The 16,871-nt window shown below is 71.2% G+C and carries 11 protein-coding genes; 8 read left to right on the forward strand and 3 right to left on the reverse strand.

The features are described 5' to 3' along the window. The first annotated feature begins 230 nt into the window (after nt 1-230). From B0E54_RS15500 to B0E54_RS15510, 3 genes are all read left to right on the forward strand, one after another. A complete protein-coding gene (locus B0E54_RS15500; RefSeq protein WP_234584238.1) occupies nt 231-1,691 on the forward strand; it encodes a phosphatidate cytidylyltransferase in 1,461 nt (486 codons plus the stop codon). A gap of 104 nt (nt 1,692-1,795) precedes the next feature. Next, nucleotides 1,796-2,953: a 23S rRNA (adenine(2503)-C(2))-methyltransferase RlmN gene (gene rlmN, locus B0E54_RS15505; protein WP_234584239.1), complete on the forward strand. Its 1,158-nt coding sequence runs from the start codon at nt 1,796-1,798 to the stop codon at nt 2,951-2,953. Between the two features lie 31 nt (nt 2,954-2,984). After that, nucleotides 2,985-4,175: a DivIVA domain-containing protein gene (locus tag B0E54_RS15510; protein ID WP_234584240.1), complete on the forward strand. Its 1,191-nt coding sequence runs from the start codon at nt 2,985-2,987 to the stop codon at nt 4,173-4,175. 87 nt (nt 4,176-4,262) lie between these two features. Here the strand turns inward: B0E54_RS15510 and B0E54_RS15515 are convergent, their stop codons facing one another. Beyond that, entirely contained in the window at nt 4,263-4,487 is a 225-nt protein-coding gene (locus tag B0E54_RS15515) for a DUF2631 domain-containing protein (RefSeq protein WP_234584241.1), read from the reverse strand. Between the two features lie 197 nt (nt 4,488-4,684). Between B0E54_RS15515 and B0E54_RS15520 the strand changes: the two genes are divergently transcribed. Both B0E54_RS15520 and B0E54_RS15525 read left to right on the forward strand, forming a co-directional pair. After that, nucleotides 4,685-6,265 carry a Rieske 2Fe-2S domain-containing protein gene (locus B0E54_RS15520; protein ID WP_234584242.1) on the forward strand — a complete coding sequence of 527 codons (1,581 nt, stop codon included), beginning with the start codon at nt 4,685-4,687 and terminating at the stop codon, nt 6,263-6,265. Nucleotides 6,266-6,394: 129 nt separating this feature from the next. Next, entirely contained in the window at nt 6,395-7,093 is a 699-nt protein-coding gene (locus tag B0E54_RS15525; protein ID WP_234584284.1) for a TMEM175 family protein, read from the forward strand. Between the two features lie 66 nt (nt 7,094-7,159). Here B0E54_RS15525 and B0E54_RS15530 read toward each other — a convergent pair whose 3' ends face one another. Further along, nucleotides 7,160-8,761, reverse strand: coding sequence for an NAD(P)/FAD-dependent oxidoreductase (locus B0E54_RS15530; protein ID WP_234584243.1), 1,602 nt, complete (start codon nt 8,759-8,761; stop codon nt 7,160-7,162). A 52-nt stretch (nt 8,762-8,813) separates the two neighbouring features. Beyond that, on the reverse strand, nt 8,814-9,653 hold the full coding sequence (locus B0E54_RS15535) for a YhjD/YihY/BrkB family envelope integrity protein (protein ID WP_234584244.1): 840 nt from the start codon (nt 9,651-9,653) through the stop codon (nt 8,814-8,816). 51 nt (nt 9,654-9,704) lie between these two features. Between B0E54_RS15535 and B0E54_RS15540 the strand changes: the two genes are divergently transcribed. From B0E54_RS15540 to B0E54_RS15550, 3 genes are all read left to right on the forward strand, one after another. After that, entirely contained in the window at nt 9,705-10,256 is a 552-nt protein-coding gene (locus B0E54_RS15540; protein ID WP_234584245.1) for a GNAT family N-acetyltransferase, read from the forward strand. 405 nt (nt 10,257-10,661) lie between these two features. Further along, nucleotides 10,662-14,624, forward strand: coding sequence for a CARDB domain-containing protein (locus tag B0E54_RS15545; RefSeq protein WP_234584246.1), 3,963 nt, complete (start codon nt 10,662-10,664; stop codon nt 14,622-14,624). 214 nt (nt 14,625-14,838) lie between these two features. Continuing rightward, complete coding sequence (locus tag B0E54_RS15550) at nt 14,839-16,821, forward strand: WD40 repeat domain-containing protein (protein WP_234584247.1); 1,983 nt, start codon at nt 14,839-14,841, stop codon at nt 16,819-16,821. Nucleotides 16,822-16,871: the final 50 nt, after the last annotated feature.

A 16,871-nucleotide genomic window follows, 5' to 3' on the forward strand; every position in this document is an offset into this window, starting at 1 on the left:
ACCCCGCCCACCGCGACCCCGCGAGGGCCTCGGCGGCCACTGGCGCCATCGTCCGCCTCGCCCCGGCGACGGGTGCAGTAGGCTCGGCAGGATTCCCGGCCACCGGGCGGTGCGCACCGGGAATCGACCGACCGTCGGGGCGGTCGAGCCGGAGGAACACAGTCGCGCGTGTAGGGGATGCTTGTGGTCTTGCGTCATGTGGTGGTACTCGTGCCGCGTCGCGGTGCGTGATGTCCCACCCCGACCCCTACACCGACGAGCCGCGCGGCTGGGACCGACCCGAGCGCCCGGTGGCCCTGCCCTGGCCCGAGCAGGAGCTCGATGCGGGGCAGTGGAACCACCGTACGGCCGCCGGGCCCGAGGTGTACGCCGAGCCACGCACCCGCCCGTACGCCGATCCATACCCGGCCGACCCGTACGACGAGCGCGGCCGGACGCTCCGCCCGGACGACCGGGACCGCTTCGACGACCGGGACCGGCGCGACCGGTTCGACGACCGGGATCGCTACGACGACGAGCGGAACCAGTCCGACAGGTACGACGACCGGGGTCGCCCCGCCCGCTACGGCGACCGCCCGCCAGCGGGTGACGCGGCGCCACGTTATGCCGACCCCGGCGCCGGCCAGCGTTACGACGACAGTGCCGCACCACCGCACTTTGACGACAGTGCCGCGCCGCCCTACGTCGACGACCGTGACGTTCCGCCGCGCTTCGACGACGATGCCGGTTTCCCGACGGCGCAGCTCGCGCCCATCGGCGCGGAGATCCTGCCGGACGACGACCCGGTGACCGAGCCGGAGCCCCCGAAGGGCCGGCGGCCGAGGGGCCGGCGACGGGCCAGCCTCGACCGGCCGGCGACCCAGCAGGTGGGCACCGGGCGGGCCGGCCGGAACCTGCCGGCGGCCATCGGGGTCGGGCTCGGCCTCGGCGCGCTGATCGTGGTGCCGCTGGTCTTCTACCCGCTGGCGTTCCTGCCGGTGATCGCCGCCGCCATCGCGGTGGGCATCTGGGAGATGGCCCGGGCGGTCCGCCGCAGCGGCGCCCACCCGCCGCTGGTGCCGCTGCTCGCCGGTGGCGTGCTGACCATCGGGCTGGCGTGGTTCGCCGGTCCGGACGCGCTCAGCCTGGGCCTGCTGGTCACCGTGCTGGGCACGATGGTCTGGCGGTTGGGCGACGGCCCGGCCGGCTTCCAGCGGGATCTCACCGCGGCCACCCTGATCGCTGTCTACGTGCCGTTCCTCGGTGGCTTCGCGGCGTTGCTGGCAGCGGCCCCCGACGACGGCCGGCTGCGCATCCTGGCCACGCTGATCGCGGTGGTCCTCTCCGACACCGGCGGGTACGCGGCCGGCGTCTCCTTCGGCCGCCACCCGATGGCCCCGTCGATCAGCCCGAAGAAGTCCTGGGAGGGTTTCGCCGGCTCGGTCACCGCGGCGGCGCTGGGCAGTGCCCTGCTGCTGTGGCTGATGTTCGAGGTGGCCCCCTGGTGGGGTGCCGTGTTCGGGGTGGCCGTCTCCTGTGCGGCGGTCCTCGGCGATCTCGCCGAATCGATGATCAAGCGGGACCTCGGGGTCAAGGACATGAGCAACCTGCTGCCCGGGCACGGTGGCCTGATGGACCGGTTGGACTCGATCCTGTTCGCGGTGCCGACCGCGTACCTGCTGTTGGCGATCTTCGTGCCGGTGGTGGGGTGAGGCATGGATCACCGTGGCCCGAGGGTTGCCGACCGGCGGTCGGGGTCGGTTCCACACCTCCGCAGGGGTGCCCGGCGCCGGAGGCGTGACACACTGGACCAGCCATGACGAGCCTGCCGTTGATCCCCGCCATCTCGGAAGCCCCCGCCGCACGCCGGGCTTCCATGCCGCCGCAACACCTCGCCGACCTGGATCTGGCCGGCCGCCAGGCGCTTGTCGCCGGGTTGGGTGAGCCCGCGTTCCGCGCCAAGCAGATCTCCAACCACTACTTCGGGCGACTGGTCCGCGACCCGCAGGCGATGACCGACCTCCCTGCGGCGACGCGTGAGCGGCTGGCCGACCAGCTGCTGCCGACGCTGCTCACGCCGGTGCGCGAGCTCGCCTGCGACGACGGAGCGACCCGCAAGGCGCTCTGGAAGCTGCACGACGGCGCGCTGGTGGAGAGCGTGCTGATGGGCTACCCGGACCGCGTCACGGTCTGCATCTCCAGTCAGGCGGGCTGCGGCATGGCCTGCCCGTTCTGCGCCACCGGCCAGGCCGGGCTGACCCGCAACCTGTCCACGGCCGAGATCGTCGACCAGGCGGTCTACCTGGCCGGGGTGGCGGCCTCCGGCGCGGTCGCCGGCTCACCGCCGCGGCTGTCGCACGTCGTGTTCATGGGCATGGGCGAGCCGCTGGCCAACTACAACCGGGTCATCGCGGCGATCCGTCGGCTGGTCAGCCCCGCTCCGGAGGGCCTTGGTCTGTCCCAGCGGCACATCACCGTTTCCACGGTCGGCCTGGTTCCGGCCATCCGCCGACTGGCCAGCGAAGACCTCTCTGTGACCCTTGCGCTGTCGTTGCACGCGCCCGATGATGATCTGCGCGACGAACTCGTGCCGGTAAACCAGCGCTGGAAGGTAGCCGAGGTGCTGGACGCAGCGTGGGACTATGCCGCCCGGACGGGCCGTCGCGTGTCCATCGAATACGCAATGATCAAGGACGTGAACGACCAGCCGTGGCGAGCTGACCTGCTCGGGCGGCTGTTGGCAGGCAAGTTGGCGCACGTGAACCTCATCCCGCTCAATCCGACGCCGGGCAGCCGCTGGGACGCGAGCCCGAAGCCGGTCGAGCGGGAGTTCGTCCGGCGCTTGCGTGACGCGGGAGTGTCCACCACCGTACGGGACACCCGGGGTCGCGAGATCGACGGCGCGTGTGGCCAGCTCGCCGCCGCCGAGGACACCGACACCTTCACCGACCGCGCCGGAGAGGCACCGGCGTGACCGGGCGTGGCGAACGAGACCAGGAGACATAGTGGCGAGTCAGGGTCAGCGTTTCCGGCGCAAGGCGCTCCGCCGGGGATACAAGGTCGACGAGGTGGATGCCTTCCTCGACCGGGTCGAGGCGACGCTCGACGGCCGGCAGGTGGGTGCGCCGGTGGCCTCCCAGGAGGTCCACGACGTCGTCTTCCGGGTCCGGTTCAACGGCTACGACGAGTGGCAGGTCGACCTGCACCTGGACCGGGTCGAGCGACAGCTGGCCGAGCTGGAGGAGCGCACGAGCGCCGGGCGCGGCGGCGACCCTCGGATGGGTGACCGGATGGGCCCGCCGGACCGGATGGGCCCGCCGCTGCGCGACGACCGTGGGGGCATGGTCCCGCAGCCGATGCCGCCCCGGCCGATGCCCGCGCAGGCCGGTCCGCCCGCCGACCGCTACGGCCGGTACGACGAGCCCACCGGCGCCTTCGCCGGCGGGTACGACGCCCCTCGCGGCGGCGGCTACGACGCGCAGCGCGGCCCCGGCCCCGGCGGTCCGGGCCCGATGGGACCGGGTGGTCCGATGGGCCACGGCGTCCCGCAGCGCGGTCTGCCCGCCGGTCCGGGTGGCTACGGTCCGCCCGACGACCAGCGGATGCCCGGCGGCTACGGCCCGCCCGACGACCAGCGCATGCCTGGCGGCTACGGCCCGCCTGACGACCAGCGTGGGCCCGGTGGCGGCTACCCGCCGGAGGAGCCCCGCTTCGACGGCTTCGAGGCCGGTCGGCACGGTCGCACCGACATGACCGCCGAGATCCGGATGCCCGAACGGGACCTGCGCGACATGCGCCGTGGCCCGGGCGGCCCGCCGCCGATGCCGCAGCAGGGCCTCGGTGGCCCGTCGATGGCGGGTCCGCCCGCCGTGGCCGGCCCGCCGATGGGTGGTCCGCCGATGGCCGGGCCTCCGATGGGTGGCCCGCCGATGGCCGGCCCGCCCGGCAGCGACCTGTACCGGGTCGACCAGATCCGCCGCAGCTTCCAGGTGCGCCGGTTCGGCAGCGGGTACGACCCGGACCAGGTGGACCGGTTCTTCGACACCCTGCTCGGCGGCATGCAGCGCCGTAACCCGATGCCTGTCGACCCGAAGGATCTGGACACGCTCCGGTTCGGCCTGGTGCCCGGCGGCTACTTCGAGGCCGAGGTCGACGCCGCGCTCAAGGACGTACAGGACATCCTGTTCGGGCGCTGACCTCGACCCGTACGCGAACGAGGGCCCGTCCCCGGGTGGGGGCGGGCCCTCGGCGTACGTCGGCCGGTCGTTCGGCGCTCGGTCGGGTCAGGAGCGCAGACCGTTGCGCCGCAGCACAGCGTCGCCGATCACGATGACCAGCAGCAGCGCGGCCAGGCCGATCAGCCAGATGTCCTCGACCCTGCCCTCGTGGTTGCCGCAGAACGCCATGACGACCAGCGCCAGCGCGGACAGCACGGCGCCGATGCGCCCCGACTTGCGGTGCCCGGGCTTGTGCTGGTCCGGCGACGTTACCGGCTCGCTTCCTGCCACTGTCGGTCCTTCCTCGCGATCGGATCTTTGGTTAGTCTGGCACGCCTCCTGCCCGGGGCGGTGCGGTGGGGGTTTCCCCGCCTTCTGGCCCTGCCCGCCCAGGCCGGACGGCACTACGGGCGTCGCGGGGTGGCGGTCAGACTCCCTCCGGTAGCGTTTGGCGTACACCTGATTGTCTGTTTGAGGGGGACTGTGCGGTGCGAGTGACCGGAACCGGGCACGCCAGCATGCGGATCGACACGGCCGCGGGCAGCATCCTGTGCGACCCGTGGGTCAACCCGGCCTACTTCGCCTCGTGGTTTCCCTTCCCGGACAATTCACTGCTCGACTGGGAGACGCTGGGCCAGGTCGACTACCTGTACGTCTCCCACCTGCACCGGGACCACTTCGATGCGAAGCACCTGCGGGACTTCGTCTCGAAGGACGCCACCGTCCTGCTCCCCGAGTTTCCGACCTCGGAGATGGAGGACGAGTTCCGGGCACTGGGCTTCACGAAGTTCCTGAAGGCGCCCAACGAGCAGGTCGTGGAGCTCGACGGCGGCCTGAAGATCATGATCCAGGCGTTGACCAGCCCCACCGACGGCCCGATCGGCGACTCCTCGCTCTGGGTGGAGTACGACGGTGTGCGGCTGCTCAACCAGAACGACGCCCGCCCCACCGACCTGAGCGTCTTCGCCGAGTTGGGGCACGTGCACGCGCACCTGCTCCAGTTCTCCGGGGCGATCTGGTACCCGATGGTCTACGAGTTGCCGCAGGCGGCGAAGACCGCGTTCGGCAAGCAGAAGCGTGACCGGCAGTTCGACCGGACGTGGCGCTACATCGACGACCTGAAGGCCGACCACGTCTTCCCGATCGCCGGCCCGCCGTGCTTCCTCGACGACGAGCTGTGGCAGTTCAACGACATCCACGGCGACGAGGGCAACATCTTCCCGGACCAGTCGGTCTTCCTGAGCGAGTACGCGAAGGTCGGCGGCACCAACGGCATCGTGCTGCTGCCGGGCAGCGTCGCCGAGGTCACCACCGAGGGCGCGAGCACCACCCACCCGGTGCCGGTGCAGGAGTTCTTCGCGAACAAGGTCGCCCACCTGGAGGAGATGCGGGAGCGCAAGCGCCCGATCATCGAGGCAGAGAAGGCGTCCTGGCGGCACCCCGAGGTAGACGTGCTCGGCGAGATGAAGCGCCGCATCGAGCCGCTGCTCGACGAGTCGATCTACCTGGCCAAGGGGGTCGGCGGCCCGGTCCGCTTCGACCTGGTGGGCTACGACGGCGAGAGCGTCGAGTCGATCGTGGTGGACTTCCCGGGTAAGGAGGTCCGGCCGTACGCGGACGAGAAGGTCCGCTACCGCTTCCGGACCGAGCGGTCGCTGATCGAGCACCTGCTCTTCATCGACGAGGTGGACTGGGTCAACTCGCTCTTTCTGTCCTGCCGGTTCTCGGCGGCCCGGATCGGCCAGTACAACGAGTTCGTCTACGCGTTCTTCAAGTGCCTCTCCGAGGAGCGCCTCCAGTACGCCGAGGGTTGGTACGACGAGCACGAGCGCACCACCGACGCCGAGGACATCACGCTTGGCGACTGGGTGGTGCAGCGGCGCTGCCCGCACCTGAAGGCGGACCTGACCCGGTTCGGCATCGTCGAGGGCGACCAGCTCACCTGTCAGCTGCATGGTTGGCGCTTCGACCTGCCCTCTGGCCGCTGCCTGACGAGCGTCGGCCACAAGGTCCGCGCCCACCGCGTCGACGCGGAGACCCCGGCCCCGGCGGGCGAAGCCCTGAGCTGACCCCGCTCCGCCCCCTTCCGCCCTCGCGATCGTGCACTTTCGGTCGGCGCAAAGTGCCGCAATCGCCCCAGAGCGGCGACCGAAAGCGCAAGATCGCGGGGTGGGGTGCGCGACGAGAGCGGGGCGGGCGTGGCGGGGGCGGACGCGCGGGAGAGCGAGTACCGGTACGAGCGCGGCCGGGAGAAGGCCCGGGACGCCGCGCGGGTGGAGACGTTCAGCGATGGTGTCTTCGCGGTCGTGCTGACGGTGATGGCCGTCGAGCTGCTCCAGACCGGTCCCGCCAGGGAGAGTGGGCGGGCGCTTCCGGACGCCCTGGCCCACGCCTGGCCGTCCTACCTGGCGTACGTGATCACCTTTGCGCTCGCCGGGCAGGTCTGGCTCGCCCACCACAACCTGTGGCGGTACGTCGTCCGGGTCGATCAGATGCTGCTGGTCTTCAACCTGGGCGTCCTGCTCTTCATCGCCACCATCCCGTTCACCGCCGACCTGCTGTCGGACAACCTGCGCGGTGGAACGACCGAGCAGCGACTGACCGCCGCCCTGTACCTCGGCACGGTGCTCGGCGAGGCGATCTTCGTCAACCTGAGCTGGTGGTGGGCCCGCCGACGTGGGCTGCTGCACCCCGACCTGGATCCCCGGCTGGCCCGGGCGATCGCGCGTCGGGTGCTGGTCAAGCCCCTGCTCTACCTCGTCGCCTTCGCCGTCGTCTTCATCGACCCGATCCTGAGCCTCTGCGCGTACCTCCTGCTGGTCGGCTACTACCTGATCGGCGGCCCGGGCGACCTCCGGCCGTCCGCCGGCACGAGCGAGGGCCGGTCAGCGGCGTAGGGCCTGTTTGCTGGGAACGCGCCCTGCCGGATCGCCGCCCGGCCCCCGCCTCGGCTCGACCGCCGTTCAGGAAACAGACCCCAGGTCGGCGAGGATGCGTCGGGCGGCGTTGTGGCCGGCGGCGCCGATGACGCTGCCCGCCGGGTGGCAGCCGGCGCTGCCCGCGTACACGCCGTCGATGCCTGTGGCGTACGGCATCCGGTCGGTGAACGAGACGGTGTTGTCGACGTGGTGGATGTGACCGCCGGTGATGCCGAAGTGCTTCTCGATGCCCGGCGGGGGCAGCGGCACCGCGTCGGCGATCAGGTCGGCGGTGCCCGGCGCGTACCGCTCGACGATCGCGACGAGCCGGTCGACGTAGCCGGGCAGTTCCGCCTCCCAGGTGGTGCCGGCCAGCTCGTAGGGGACCGACTGGACGAACAGCGCCGACGAGTGGTGCCCGGCGGCGTCGGACAGCGACGGGTCGACTGTGGTGTGCAGGTACCACTCGATCGTCGGCTCCGCGGGCAGCCGCCCCGCCTGCACGTCCGCCCACATGTCACGCAGCGCGGTCATCGGCGAGGCGGAGTCGCCGCCGACCAGCGACGCGGACCCGGGCAGCAGGTGGATTGTCGAGCCGAACGGGCTCGGCGTGCCCGCCGGCAGGCAGGAGAACCGCGGCAGGTCGGTGAGCGCCAGGTTGAGCTTCAGGGTGGTGCCGGGGCGGCGGACCGCCGACATCCGTTCGCCGAGCGACGCCGGGAGCGCGCCGTCGGGCACCAGGTCCATCAGCCGGTACGGGTCGCACGCGCCGAGCACCACCCGCGCGGCGACCTGCCGGCCGTCGGCCAGCACGACTCCGCTGGCCGCGCCGCCGTCCAGGGTCACCGCGCGCACCGGCGTACCGGTCAGGATCGTCGCTCCGGCGGCGCGTGCGGCGTCGGCGAACGTGGCCGAGACGGTGCCCATCCCGCCCTCGGCGATCATCCAGGTGCCGCCGGAGCCGGGCAGCCGGCACATGTTGTGCACGAGGAAGTTGTGGCCGGTCCCGGGGTCGTCCGGGCCGGCGTTGAGGCCGGAGAGCCCGTCGGTGACCGCGTACATGCTGACCAGCAGTTCGGAGCGGAACTCGAACCGGGCCAGGTAGTCCGCGACCGAGCCCCGGACGAGGTCGACGAAGACCTGCCGCAGCGCCGGGCGGACGTGCCGCTCGGCGGTCTCCTCGGCGCTCAGCGGCTCGGCCAGCCAGGCCGGGGCGAGGTCCTCGCGCAGCGCGGCCAGCTCGGCCTGCATCGCGTCGTCGGCGGCCACGTCGGCGGGGGAGAAGAACTCGGCGAGCTGCGCCCGGGTGGCGGCGGTGTCGCTGCCGAAGAGCAGGTACGGCGAGCCGAGGCCGCCGGGCGTCGGCAGGAAGTAGTGCGGGTCGCGGCGCAGCACCGGAATCCGCACGTCGAGGGTGGCGAGCAGCTCCGGCGGCATGAGCCCGAGCAGGTACGACCCGGTGGAGTGGCGCAGCCCCGGCACCTTCGGGAACGGGTTCTCGGTGCGGGTCGCGCCGCCGATGACGTCGGCCGCCTCCAGCACCAGGACGTCCAGGCCGGCGCGGGCCAGCAGGATGGCCGAGACCAGACCGTTGTGCCCGGCACCGACGATCACGACGTCGGCCCGGCCGGGAAGTTCACTGCTCATGCCGCCGCAGCCTAGCCCCACCACCGCGCGGGGTCAGCCCACCGCGCGCTGATCAACTCGGCCGGGGAGCGCGTTGGGCACGCCAGCGGGAGAGGGCCAGGGTGGCGGAGTAGCCGGCCAGGACGATCACGTGGAACAGGTACAGCCACAGGAGCACGGCCACGCCGGCGCCGATCTCGTCGAAGCCGCCGAAGGGTGCGCCCAGATCCAGCGGCAGGGACGCGAACAGCACGAAGCCGTGCATGAACCCGGAGAGGTTCGCCGCGGTGAACGACCCGAGCCCGAGGGTGGAGAGCCAGTCCGGCGATGCGGGCCCCACCACCCGGAACACCCACACCACCACAGGTGTGAGCACCAGCCACACCGCCAGGAACGACAGCACCACCCCCAGAGCGCCGAGCCAGCCGCCCTGGGTGACCAGGTGGGTGGTGACCGGGAGCGCCAGCAGGATCGACAGCAGCAGCGCGGGTGCCGGCGCGAGCAGCGGCAGCAGCAGCAGTCGACCTCGCCAACCGACCAGGTGCTCGTCGCTGCGCGGGGCCGCCACCGACACGAACGCCCGGCGGAGCCCCTCGCCGTACAGCGACGCGGGCAGCAGCGAGGCAAGGGCCAGCACGGGGGTCAACTCCACCCCGGCGTCGACAAGCGCGGCCACCGCCCGGGGCGCCCCGATCGCCGTCGGCAGGGCCTCCACGGCGTACGACGTGAGCCGGCGTACCCGATCGGCGCCCGCGATCAGTGAGGTGAGCCAGAGGGCCAGCAGGGCCACCGGGACCACGGCGATCGCCCCGTAGAAGGTGATCGCGGCCGCGTGCAGCGACAGGTCCCGCCCGCGCACCGGACGGAACGCGGCACTGGTGATCCGCTTCGCGCGCTGCCATCCGTTGCCCATCGGGTTCTCCTTCCCTGTCCTCGGGGCGGTCACTCCTTAAGATCGCCGGTCATGACTGTTGTCACCACCGAACGTCTCATCCTGCGCGACTGGACCGACGATCCGGCCGATCTGGCCCGTATCTACGACATCTACTCCCGCCCGGAGATCACTCGCTGGTTGGGCGCCTCGCCGGGCCTGCCGATGACCGACCCGGCCCAGGCCGTCGAGCGGCTGCGGTTCTGGCAGGACCGGCACGCCGCCGACGGTGGCCGGTACGGCACCTGGGCGGTCGAGGTGCGCGAGACCGGTCAGGTGGCCGGTACCGCGTTGCTCAAGCCGCTGCCGGGGCGGGACGAGACGGTGCGGACCGAGGACATCGAGACGGGGTGGCACCTGCACCCGGACTCGTGGGGTCACGGCTACGCCACCGAGGCCGCGCGTGCGCTCGTCGCGCGGGAGTTCGCCGCCGGCACCCGGGAGATCTACGCGGTCGTGTCGCCGGGCAACGAGCCGTCGATGGCTGTCGCTCGGAGGCTGGGCATGACCCATGTGGGTCAGCGCACCGACTGGTACGGCGGGGAGCTGTTGGAGACGTTCGTCCTGGCGGCACCAGACGCCTGATCGTTCCCGCACTTTCTGACGCAACATCCGCGCGGCATCGGCGAAGGTGCGGCCTCCAGTCGTCGGGGGCCGCACCTTCGCCGTGTGTGGGGACGGCGCGTCGGGCGTCGGGGCAGAAGAGCCCATCAATAGTCACGGCTGTCGAAGTGTTGACGCTCCCGTAGCACGTCAGTAACCTTTGGCCAAAGTAACGCAAGATTTCGACAAAGACGTGCACGATTTCGAGCACGTATGCGGAAGATTCGGCGGGCCGCTCTGGGCCCGTTGCTGGTCGTGCCCCGCGCGGTCCGTACCCCCGTCTCTCTCGACGCCGGCCCACTCCCGCGTGGGCCGGCGCTGCACCGCCGCACCCCCACCCCGTGGTCACGCCGCCGCGGCAACCGTCCCCCGACGACAAGGACAGTGATGAGACGAACGAATCTGTTCAGGATGGTGGCGGCCATGGCCGCGGCCACCCTGATGGCCACGGCGGGGGCGACCGCGATCGCGAGCCCGGCCGGCGCCGCCCGCCCCGCCGCCCCGGCCAGCAGCGCCTTCGCCCCGGCCGCCACCAACCTCGCCCAGGGCCGTCCCACCCAGGAGAGCGGCCACGCCGACGTCTACGACTCGTCGAAGGTCGTAGACGGCAACGCGGGCAGCTACTGGGAGAGCCTCAACAACTCGTTCCCCCAGTGGGTGCAGGTCGATCTCGGCTCGTCGCAGTCGGTCAACCAGGTCGTGCTGAAGCTGCCGACCTCCGGTTGGGCGACCCGTACGCAGACGTTGAGCGTGCAGGGCAGCGCCACCGGGTCGTCGTTCACCGACCTGGTCGGGTCGCAGACGTACACCTTCAACCCGGCGAGCGGCAGCACCGTCACCATCAACGTCAGCTCGGCCTCCACCCGCTACGTGCGGATCACCGTCACCGCCAACAGCGGCTGGCCGGCCGGGCAGCTCTCCGAACTGGAGGTGTACGGCAGCGGCACGACCACCCCGGACACCACAGCGCCGAGCGTGCCGGGCAACCTCTCCTACACCCAGTCGGGCACCACCATCACCCTCAACTGGGTCGCGTCCACCGACAACGCGGGCGGCAGCGGCATCGCCGGCTACGACATCTACCGCAACGGCGCGTTCCTCCAGTCCGTCGGGAACGTGACCACCTTCAACGACACCCAGCCGGCCACGGCGACAGTGTCGTACTTCGTCCGGGCGCGCGACGCCGCCGGCAACCTGTCCGGCAACAGCAACACGGTCACCCGTACCGGCAGCGGTGACACCACCGCGCCGAGCGTGCCGGGGACGCTGTCCCAGAGCACGTCGGGCAGCACGATCACGCTCACCTGGGGCGCGTCGACCGATTCCGGCGGCAGCGGCCTGGCCGGCTACAACGTCTACCGGGGCGGCAGCCTGATCGCGACGCTGGGCACGGTGCTGACCTATCAGGACACCCAGCCCGCGACGGCTACCGTGTCGTACTACGTGCGCGCCCGCGACGGCGCCGGCAACCTCTCCGGCACCAGCAACACGGTGACCCGGACCGGCAGCAACCCGCCCGCGTGCACCAACGTGGCGCAGGGCAAGAGCATGACCGCGAGCGGTTCCACCTTCAGCTTCACGCCGGACAAGGCGAACGACGGGCAGCTCACCACCTACTGGGAGGGCGCGGCCAGTTACCCGCAGAACCTGACCGTGGCGCTGGGCGCGAACCACGCCATCTCCGCTGTCACGGTGAAGCTCAACCCGGACCCGGCCTGGGGCACCCGTACCCAGACCATCGGTGTCCTCGGCCGCGACCAGGCGTCGTCGGCGTACACCAGCCTGGTGTCGGCGGCGGCGTACCAGTTCGCCCAGGGCACCAACGTGGTGACCATCCCGGTCACCGCGACCACCGCGGACGTGCAGCTGCGGTTCACCGGCAACACCGGCGCCCCGTCCGGCCAGGTGGCCGAGCTGGAGGTGTGCGGCACCCCGGCGCCCAACCCGGACCTGGTCGTCAGCTCGCTGACCTGGTCGCCCTCGTCGCCCAGCGAGGTCTCCCCGGTCACCCTCTCGGCCGTGGTGCAGAACGTCGGCTCCGCGTCCGCCGGTGCTACGACCGTGAACTTCAGCCTGGCCGGCGCGGTCGTCGGCAGCGCCACGGTGGGCGCGCTCGCCGCGGGCGGCTCGACCACCGTGTCGTTCAACGCCGGTACGCGGCCGATGGGCAGCTACGCCGTCTCGGCGGTGGTCGACCCGACGAACACGATCGTCGAGCAGAACAACGGCAACAACAGCCTCACGGCGGCGTCGCCGCTGGTGGTCGCGCAGGCGCCGGGCCCGGACCTCCAGGTGCTCAGCATCGCCTCGAACCCGCCGAACCCGGCCGTCGGGGCGTCCGTCACCTTCACCGTGACGGTCCGCAACCGGGGCACCACCGCGACCGGCGCGACCACAGTCACCCGACTGGTGGCGGGCGGCACCACGCTCAACACCACCACCGCCTCGATCGCCGCCGGCGCGACGGTCACCGTGGCCGTCACCGGCAGCTGGACCGCCACCAGCGGCGGCGCCACCCTCACCGCCACCGCCGACGCGACGAACGTGGTCACCGAGACCAACGAGGGCAACAACGCGTTCAGCCAGTCGATAGTGGTCGGCCGTGGGGCCGCCGTCCCGTACGTCTCCTACGAGGCCGAGGCCGGCCGCTACCAGGGCACGCTGCTGGAGACCGACCCGCTGCGCACCTTCGGGCACACCAACTTCGCCAGCGAGTCCTCCGGCCGCAAGTCGGTACGGCTCACCAGCACCGGCCAGTTCGTCGAGTTCACCTCGGCCAACCAGGCCAACTCCATAGTGGTGCGCAACTCGATCCCGGACGCGCCCGGTGGCGGCGGCATCGAGGCGACCATCAGCCTCTACGTCAACGACGTGTTCTCCCGGAAGCTGACCCTGTCGTCGAAGCACAGCTGGCTCTACGGCAACACCGACGGGCCCGAGGCGCTGACCAACACCCCGCAGGCCGACGCCCGGCGGCTCTTCGACGAGTCGAACGCGCTGCTGGCGCAGTCGTACCCGGCCGGCACCCGGTTCAAGTTGCAGCGCGACTCGGGTGACACCGCCTCGTTCTACGTGATCGACATGATCGACCTGGAGCAGGTGGCGCCGCCGGCGAGCCAGCCCGCCGGCTGCACCTCGATCACCGCGTACGGCGCGGTTCCGAACGACGGGCTCGACGACACCGCAGCCATCCAGCGGGCCGTGACCGACGACCAGAACGGTGTCATCGGCTGCGTCTGGATCCCCGCCGGGCAGTGGCGGCAGGAGCAGAAGATCCTGACCGACGACCCGCAGAACCGGGGCATGTACAACCAGGTCGGCATCAGCAACGTCACGATCCGGGGCGCCGGCATGTGGCACTCGCAGCTCTACACGCTCACCGAACCGCAGAACGTGGTGGGCGGCATCAACCACCCGCACGAGGGCAACTTCGGCTTCGACATCGACAAGAACACCCAGATCTCCGACATCGCCATCTTCGGCTCCGGCCGGATCCGCGGCGGCGACGGCAACGCCGAGGGTGGCGTCGGTCTCAACGGCCGATTCGGCACCGGCACCAAAATCAGCAACGTGTGGATCGAGCACGCCAACGTGGGTGTCTGGGTGGGCCGCGACTACGACAACATCCCTGAGCTGTGGGGCCCGGCCGACGGGCTGGAGTTCACCGGCATGCGGATCCGCGACACGTACGCCGACGGCATCAACTTCAGCAACGGCACGCGCAACTCGCGGGTGTTCAACTCGTCGTTCCGCACCACCGGCGACGACGCGCTCGCCGTCTGGGCCAACCCGTACGTCAAGGACCGCAGCGTCGACATCGCCCACGACAACCACTTCGTCAACAACACCGTCCAGCTGCCCTGGCGGGCCAACGGCATCGCCATCTACGGCGGCTACGACAACTCGATCGAGAACAACCTGATCTACGACACCGCGAACTACCCGGGCATCATGCTGGCGACCGACCACGACCCGCTGCCGTTCTCCGGCACGACGTTGATCGCCAACAACGGGCTCTACCGCACCGGCGGCGCGTTCTGGAACGAGGACCAGGAGTTCGGCGCCATCACGCTCTTCCCCGCCACCCGGGACATCGTCGGGGTCACCATCCGCGACACCGACATCATCGATTCGACGTACGACGGCATCCAGTTCAAGAACGGTGGCGGCAACATGCCGAATGTCGCCATCACCAACGTACGGATCGACAAATCCAACAACGGCGCCGGCATCCTCGCGATGGGCGGCGCGCGCGGCAACGCCAACCTGACCAACGTGACCATCACCAACTCGGCCGACGGCGCCATCGTCGTCGAGCCGGGCTCACAGTTCGTCATCAACGGGGGCTAGTCCCGGCCGGGGGCCGCTCCGGCGGTCCCCGGCCGTTCCAACCACTCTCGATCAACGCGCCTTCAGCGATTTCGGGGTATCCGCGTTCCGCGGATACCCCGATTTCCACGAAACCGAGTCGATCACCGGCTGCTCGGCCAGCATCCTCAGGCGCACGCACGTCGACCCGTCGCACGTTCGGGATAGCCTGCGCGAGATCGTCAGGAGGTGCGGGGTGGATCGGTTGGAGCGCATGCTGTGGCTGCTACGCAGTGGACAGTCCGAGCGCGCGGAGCAGTTGCTGGCGAAGGACCCCGGGGCGTGCCAGCCCCGGTGGACGGCTGGCGAGCCGTTGAGTCCGGCACTGCGGCAGGTGCACCAGCTCAACTCCTCGATCAACGGGGTCCATCTGGATGACACGTACGCGTGGGCCATGGCCGGCGGCCGTGTCCATCGCATCCCTCTGGCCGGGGGCGAGGCCGACGTGGTCCGCCTGGAGGGGCCGCACGATCACTACTATCCGGGGGCCGTGTTCGACGGTGACGCCGTCGTCGCCGTGGACGAGGAGCGGCTGCGCGTATGGGATGTCGCGTCCGGGAAACTTCTGCTGGCCACTGACCCCGACGACGTTCCCCGCCGTGCGGGCCGCCTCCGTAGCCTCGCGGTCGGTGCCGGGGTCGCGGTCACCGGCACCGAGGACGGCTACCTGCTCCTGTGGGATCTGGCCGACGGTCGGCAGTTGGCCAGGACCGCCGCGCACAGCGGTTACGTCTTTGAGGTGGCGATCAGCACCGACGGGGCTCCGGTCGTCCTCAGCCTCGGCGGCGAGGACGACACCACGATGACGCTGTGTTTCCACGACCTCGACGGATTGCGCCGCTCCGGCGACGTCGCCATGGCCGAGCCGACGACGTGCGGCGGCTGGACGATGCTGGACGGTCAGCGGCGTGCGGTGACGGTCGCCGGCAGCGGCCTGCTGACCCTCTGGGATCCCACCACGGCGGCACCGGTCGCGCAGTTTCCCACCACGACGGACCCGCGCGGGGCACCGGTGTTCATCGCCGACGGTGCCTGGGCCGTGCTCGGTGAGCGACGCGCGCTGCGGATCGTGGACCTGCGGGACGGCACCCTGCGGGGGACGATCCGGACCGACTTCACCCAGCATGTCGACAAGGTGGCCGTGTACGGCTCGTACCTCTTCGCGGCGCAGGGAGGCAGCACCGAGGGGCGGGCCAACCTCTTCGACCTCACCGACCCTCCGACGCAGGATGACCCGGAGGGGCCCTACTTCGGCGACGCGGTGTCGTCGACGATCGGCGGGCGACCCGTGGTTGTCGCCGTGGACCGCACCGGGGCGTTCGAGGTCGTCGATGCCACCGACGGGCGAGATGTTCACCGGCCGGCCGGTGAACGACACATCACCCACCGGGCCACGGAGTGGGACCCGCTACTGGAAGCTGCCACCGCTGCTGGCCGCGACGTGCTCGTCGTGATGTCGAGACTTCAGCCGACGACGGTCGACCTGGCCACCGGCGAGACCCACACCGCGCCCGAGCCCCCGTTGACCCCCGCCGTGCTGCACGCGGTCACCACGGGCTACGGCCTGATCGCGGCGGCCGACCGCGGAGGCACCCTCGCCGTCTGGGACGCGACCACGCTGGCGTTGCGCGCCTCCCTCCGACTGGACCTGCGGGAGACGACCTCGATCGCACTCGGTGACCTGCACGGCCGCACCGTCGTGTTGACGGGGACCGAGGCCGGCGGTTTTCGCTGGTTCGACAGCACCGATCTGACCGAGCTGGCCCCGCCGGGCCGGTTCGCCGAACGCACCGGTCGAACCGCACCGGAAGGCCGGAACTGGCCCGGGGCGGCCGCTGTCAGCGGACTACACGTACTCGATGCCGTGGTGATCAGCGTCGTGGGCGGCACGGTCACCTGCGCGGACATCACCACCGGGGAGCCGGCCGGGCCGGCCCTGACGCACCCCGACAGGGTCGGCGTGCTGCTGCCAGCCATCCTCGACGGCGTTCCGGTGCTCGCCACCAGTTGCGCCGACCGGGTCCTGCGGGTCTGGGAGATCGCCACCGGCCGCGTCATCCGGTCCGTCGCGCTGCCCGAACAGGTCCGCCGGATCGTTTCGGTCACCGCTGACCAGGTCATTGTCCTCACCGAGGGTCATCTGACCGGGATCGGCCCGATCGTGACCAGGCCCACCTGAGCGGACGCCTGGCGGCCGCCACTCCTGCAGATCTTGGACAGTTTCCGTCC

The sequence above is a fragment of the Micromonospora sp. MH99 genome, from assembly GCF_021442385.1.
In the GTDB taxonomy this organism is placed as follows: domain Bacteria; phylum Actinomycetota; class Actinomycetes; order Mycobacteriales; family Micromonosporaceae; genus Micromonospora.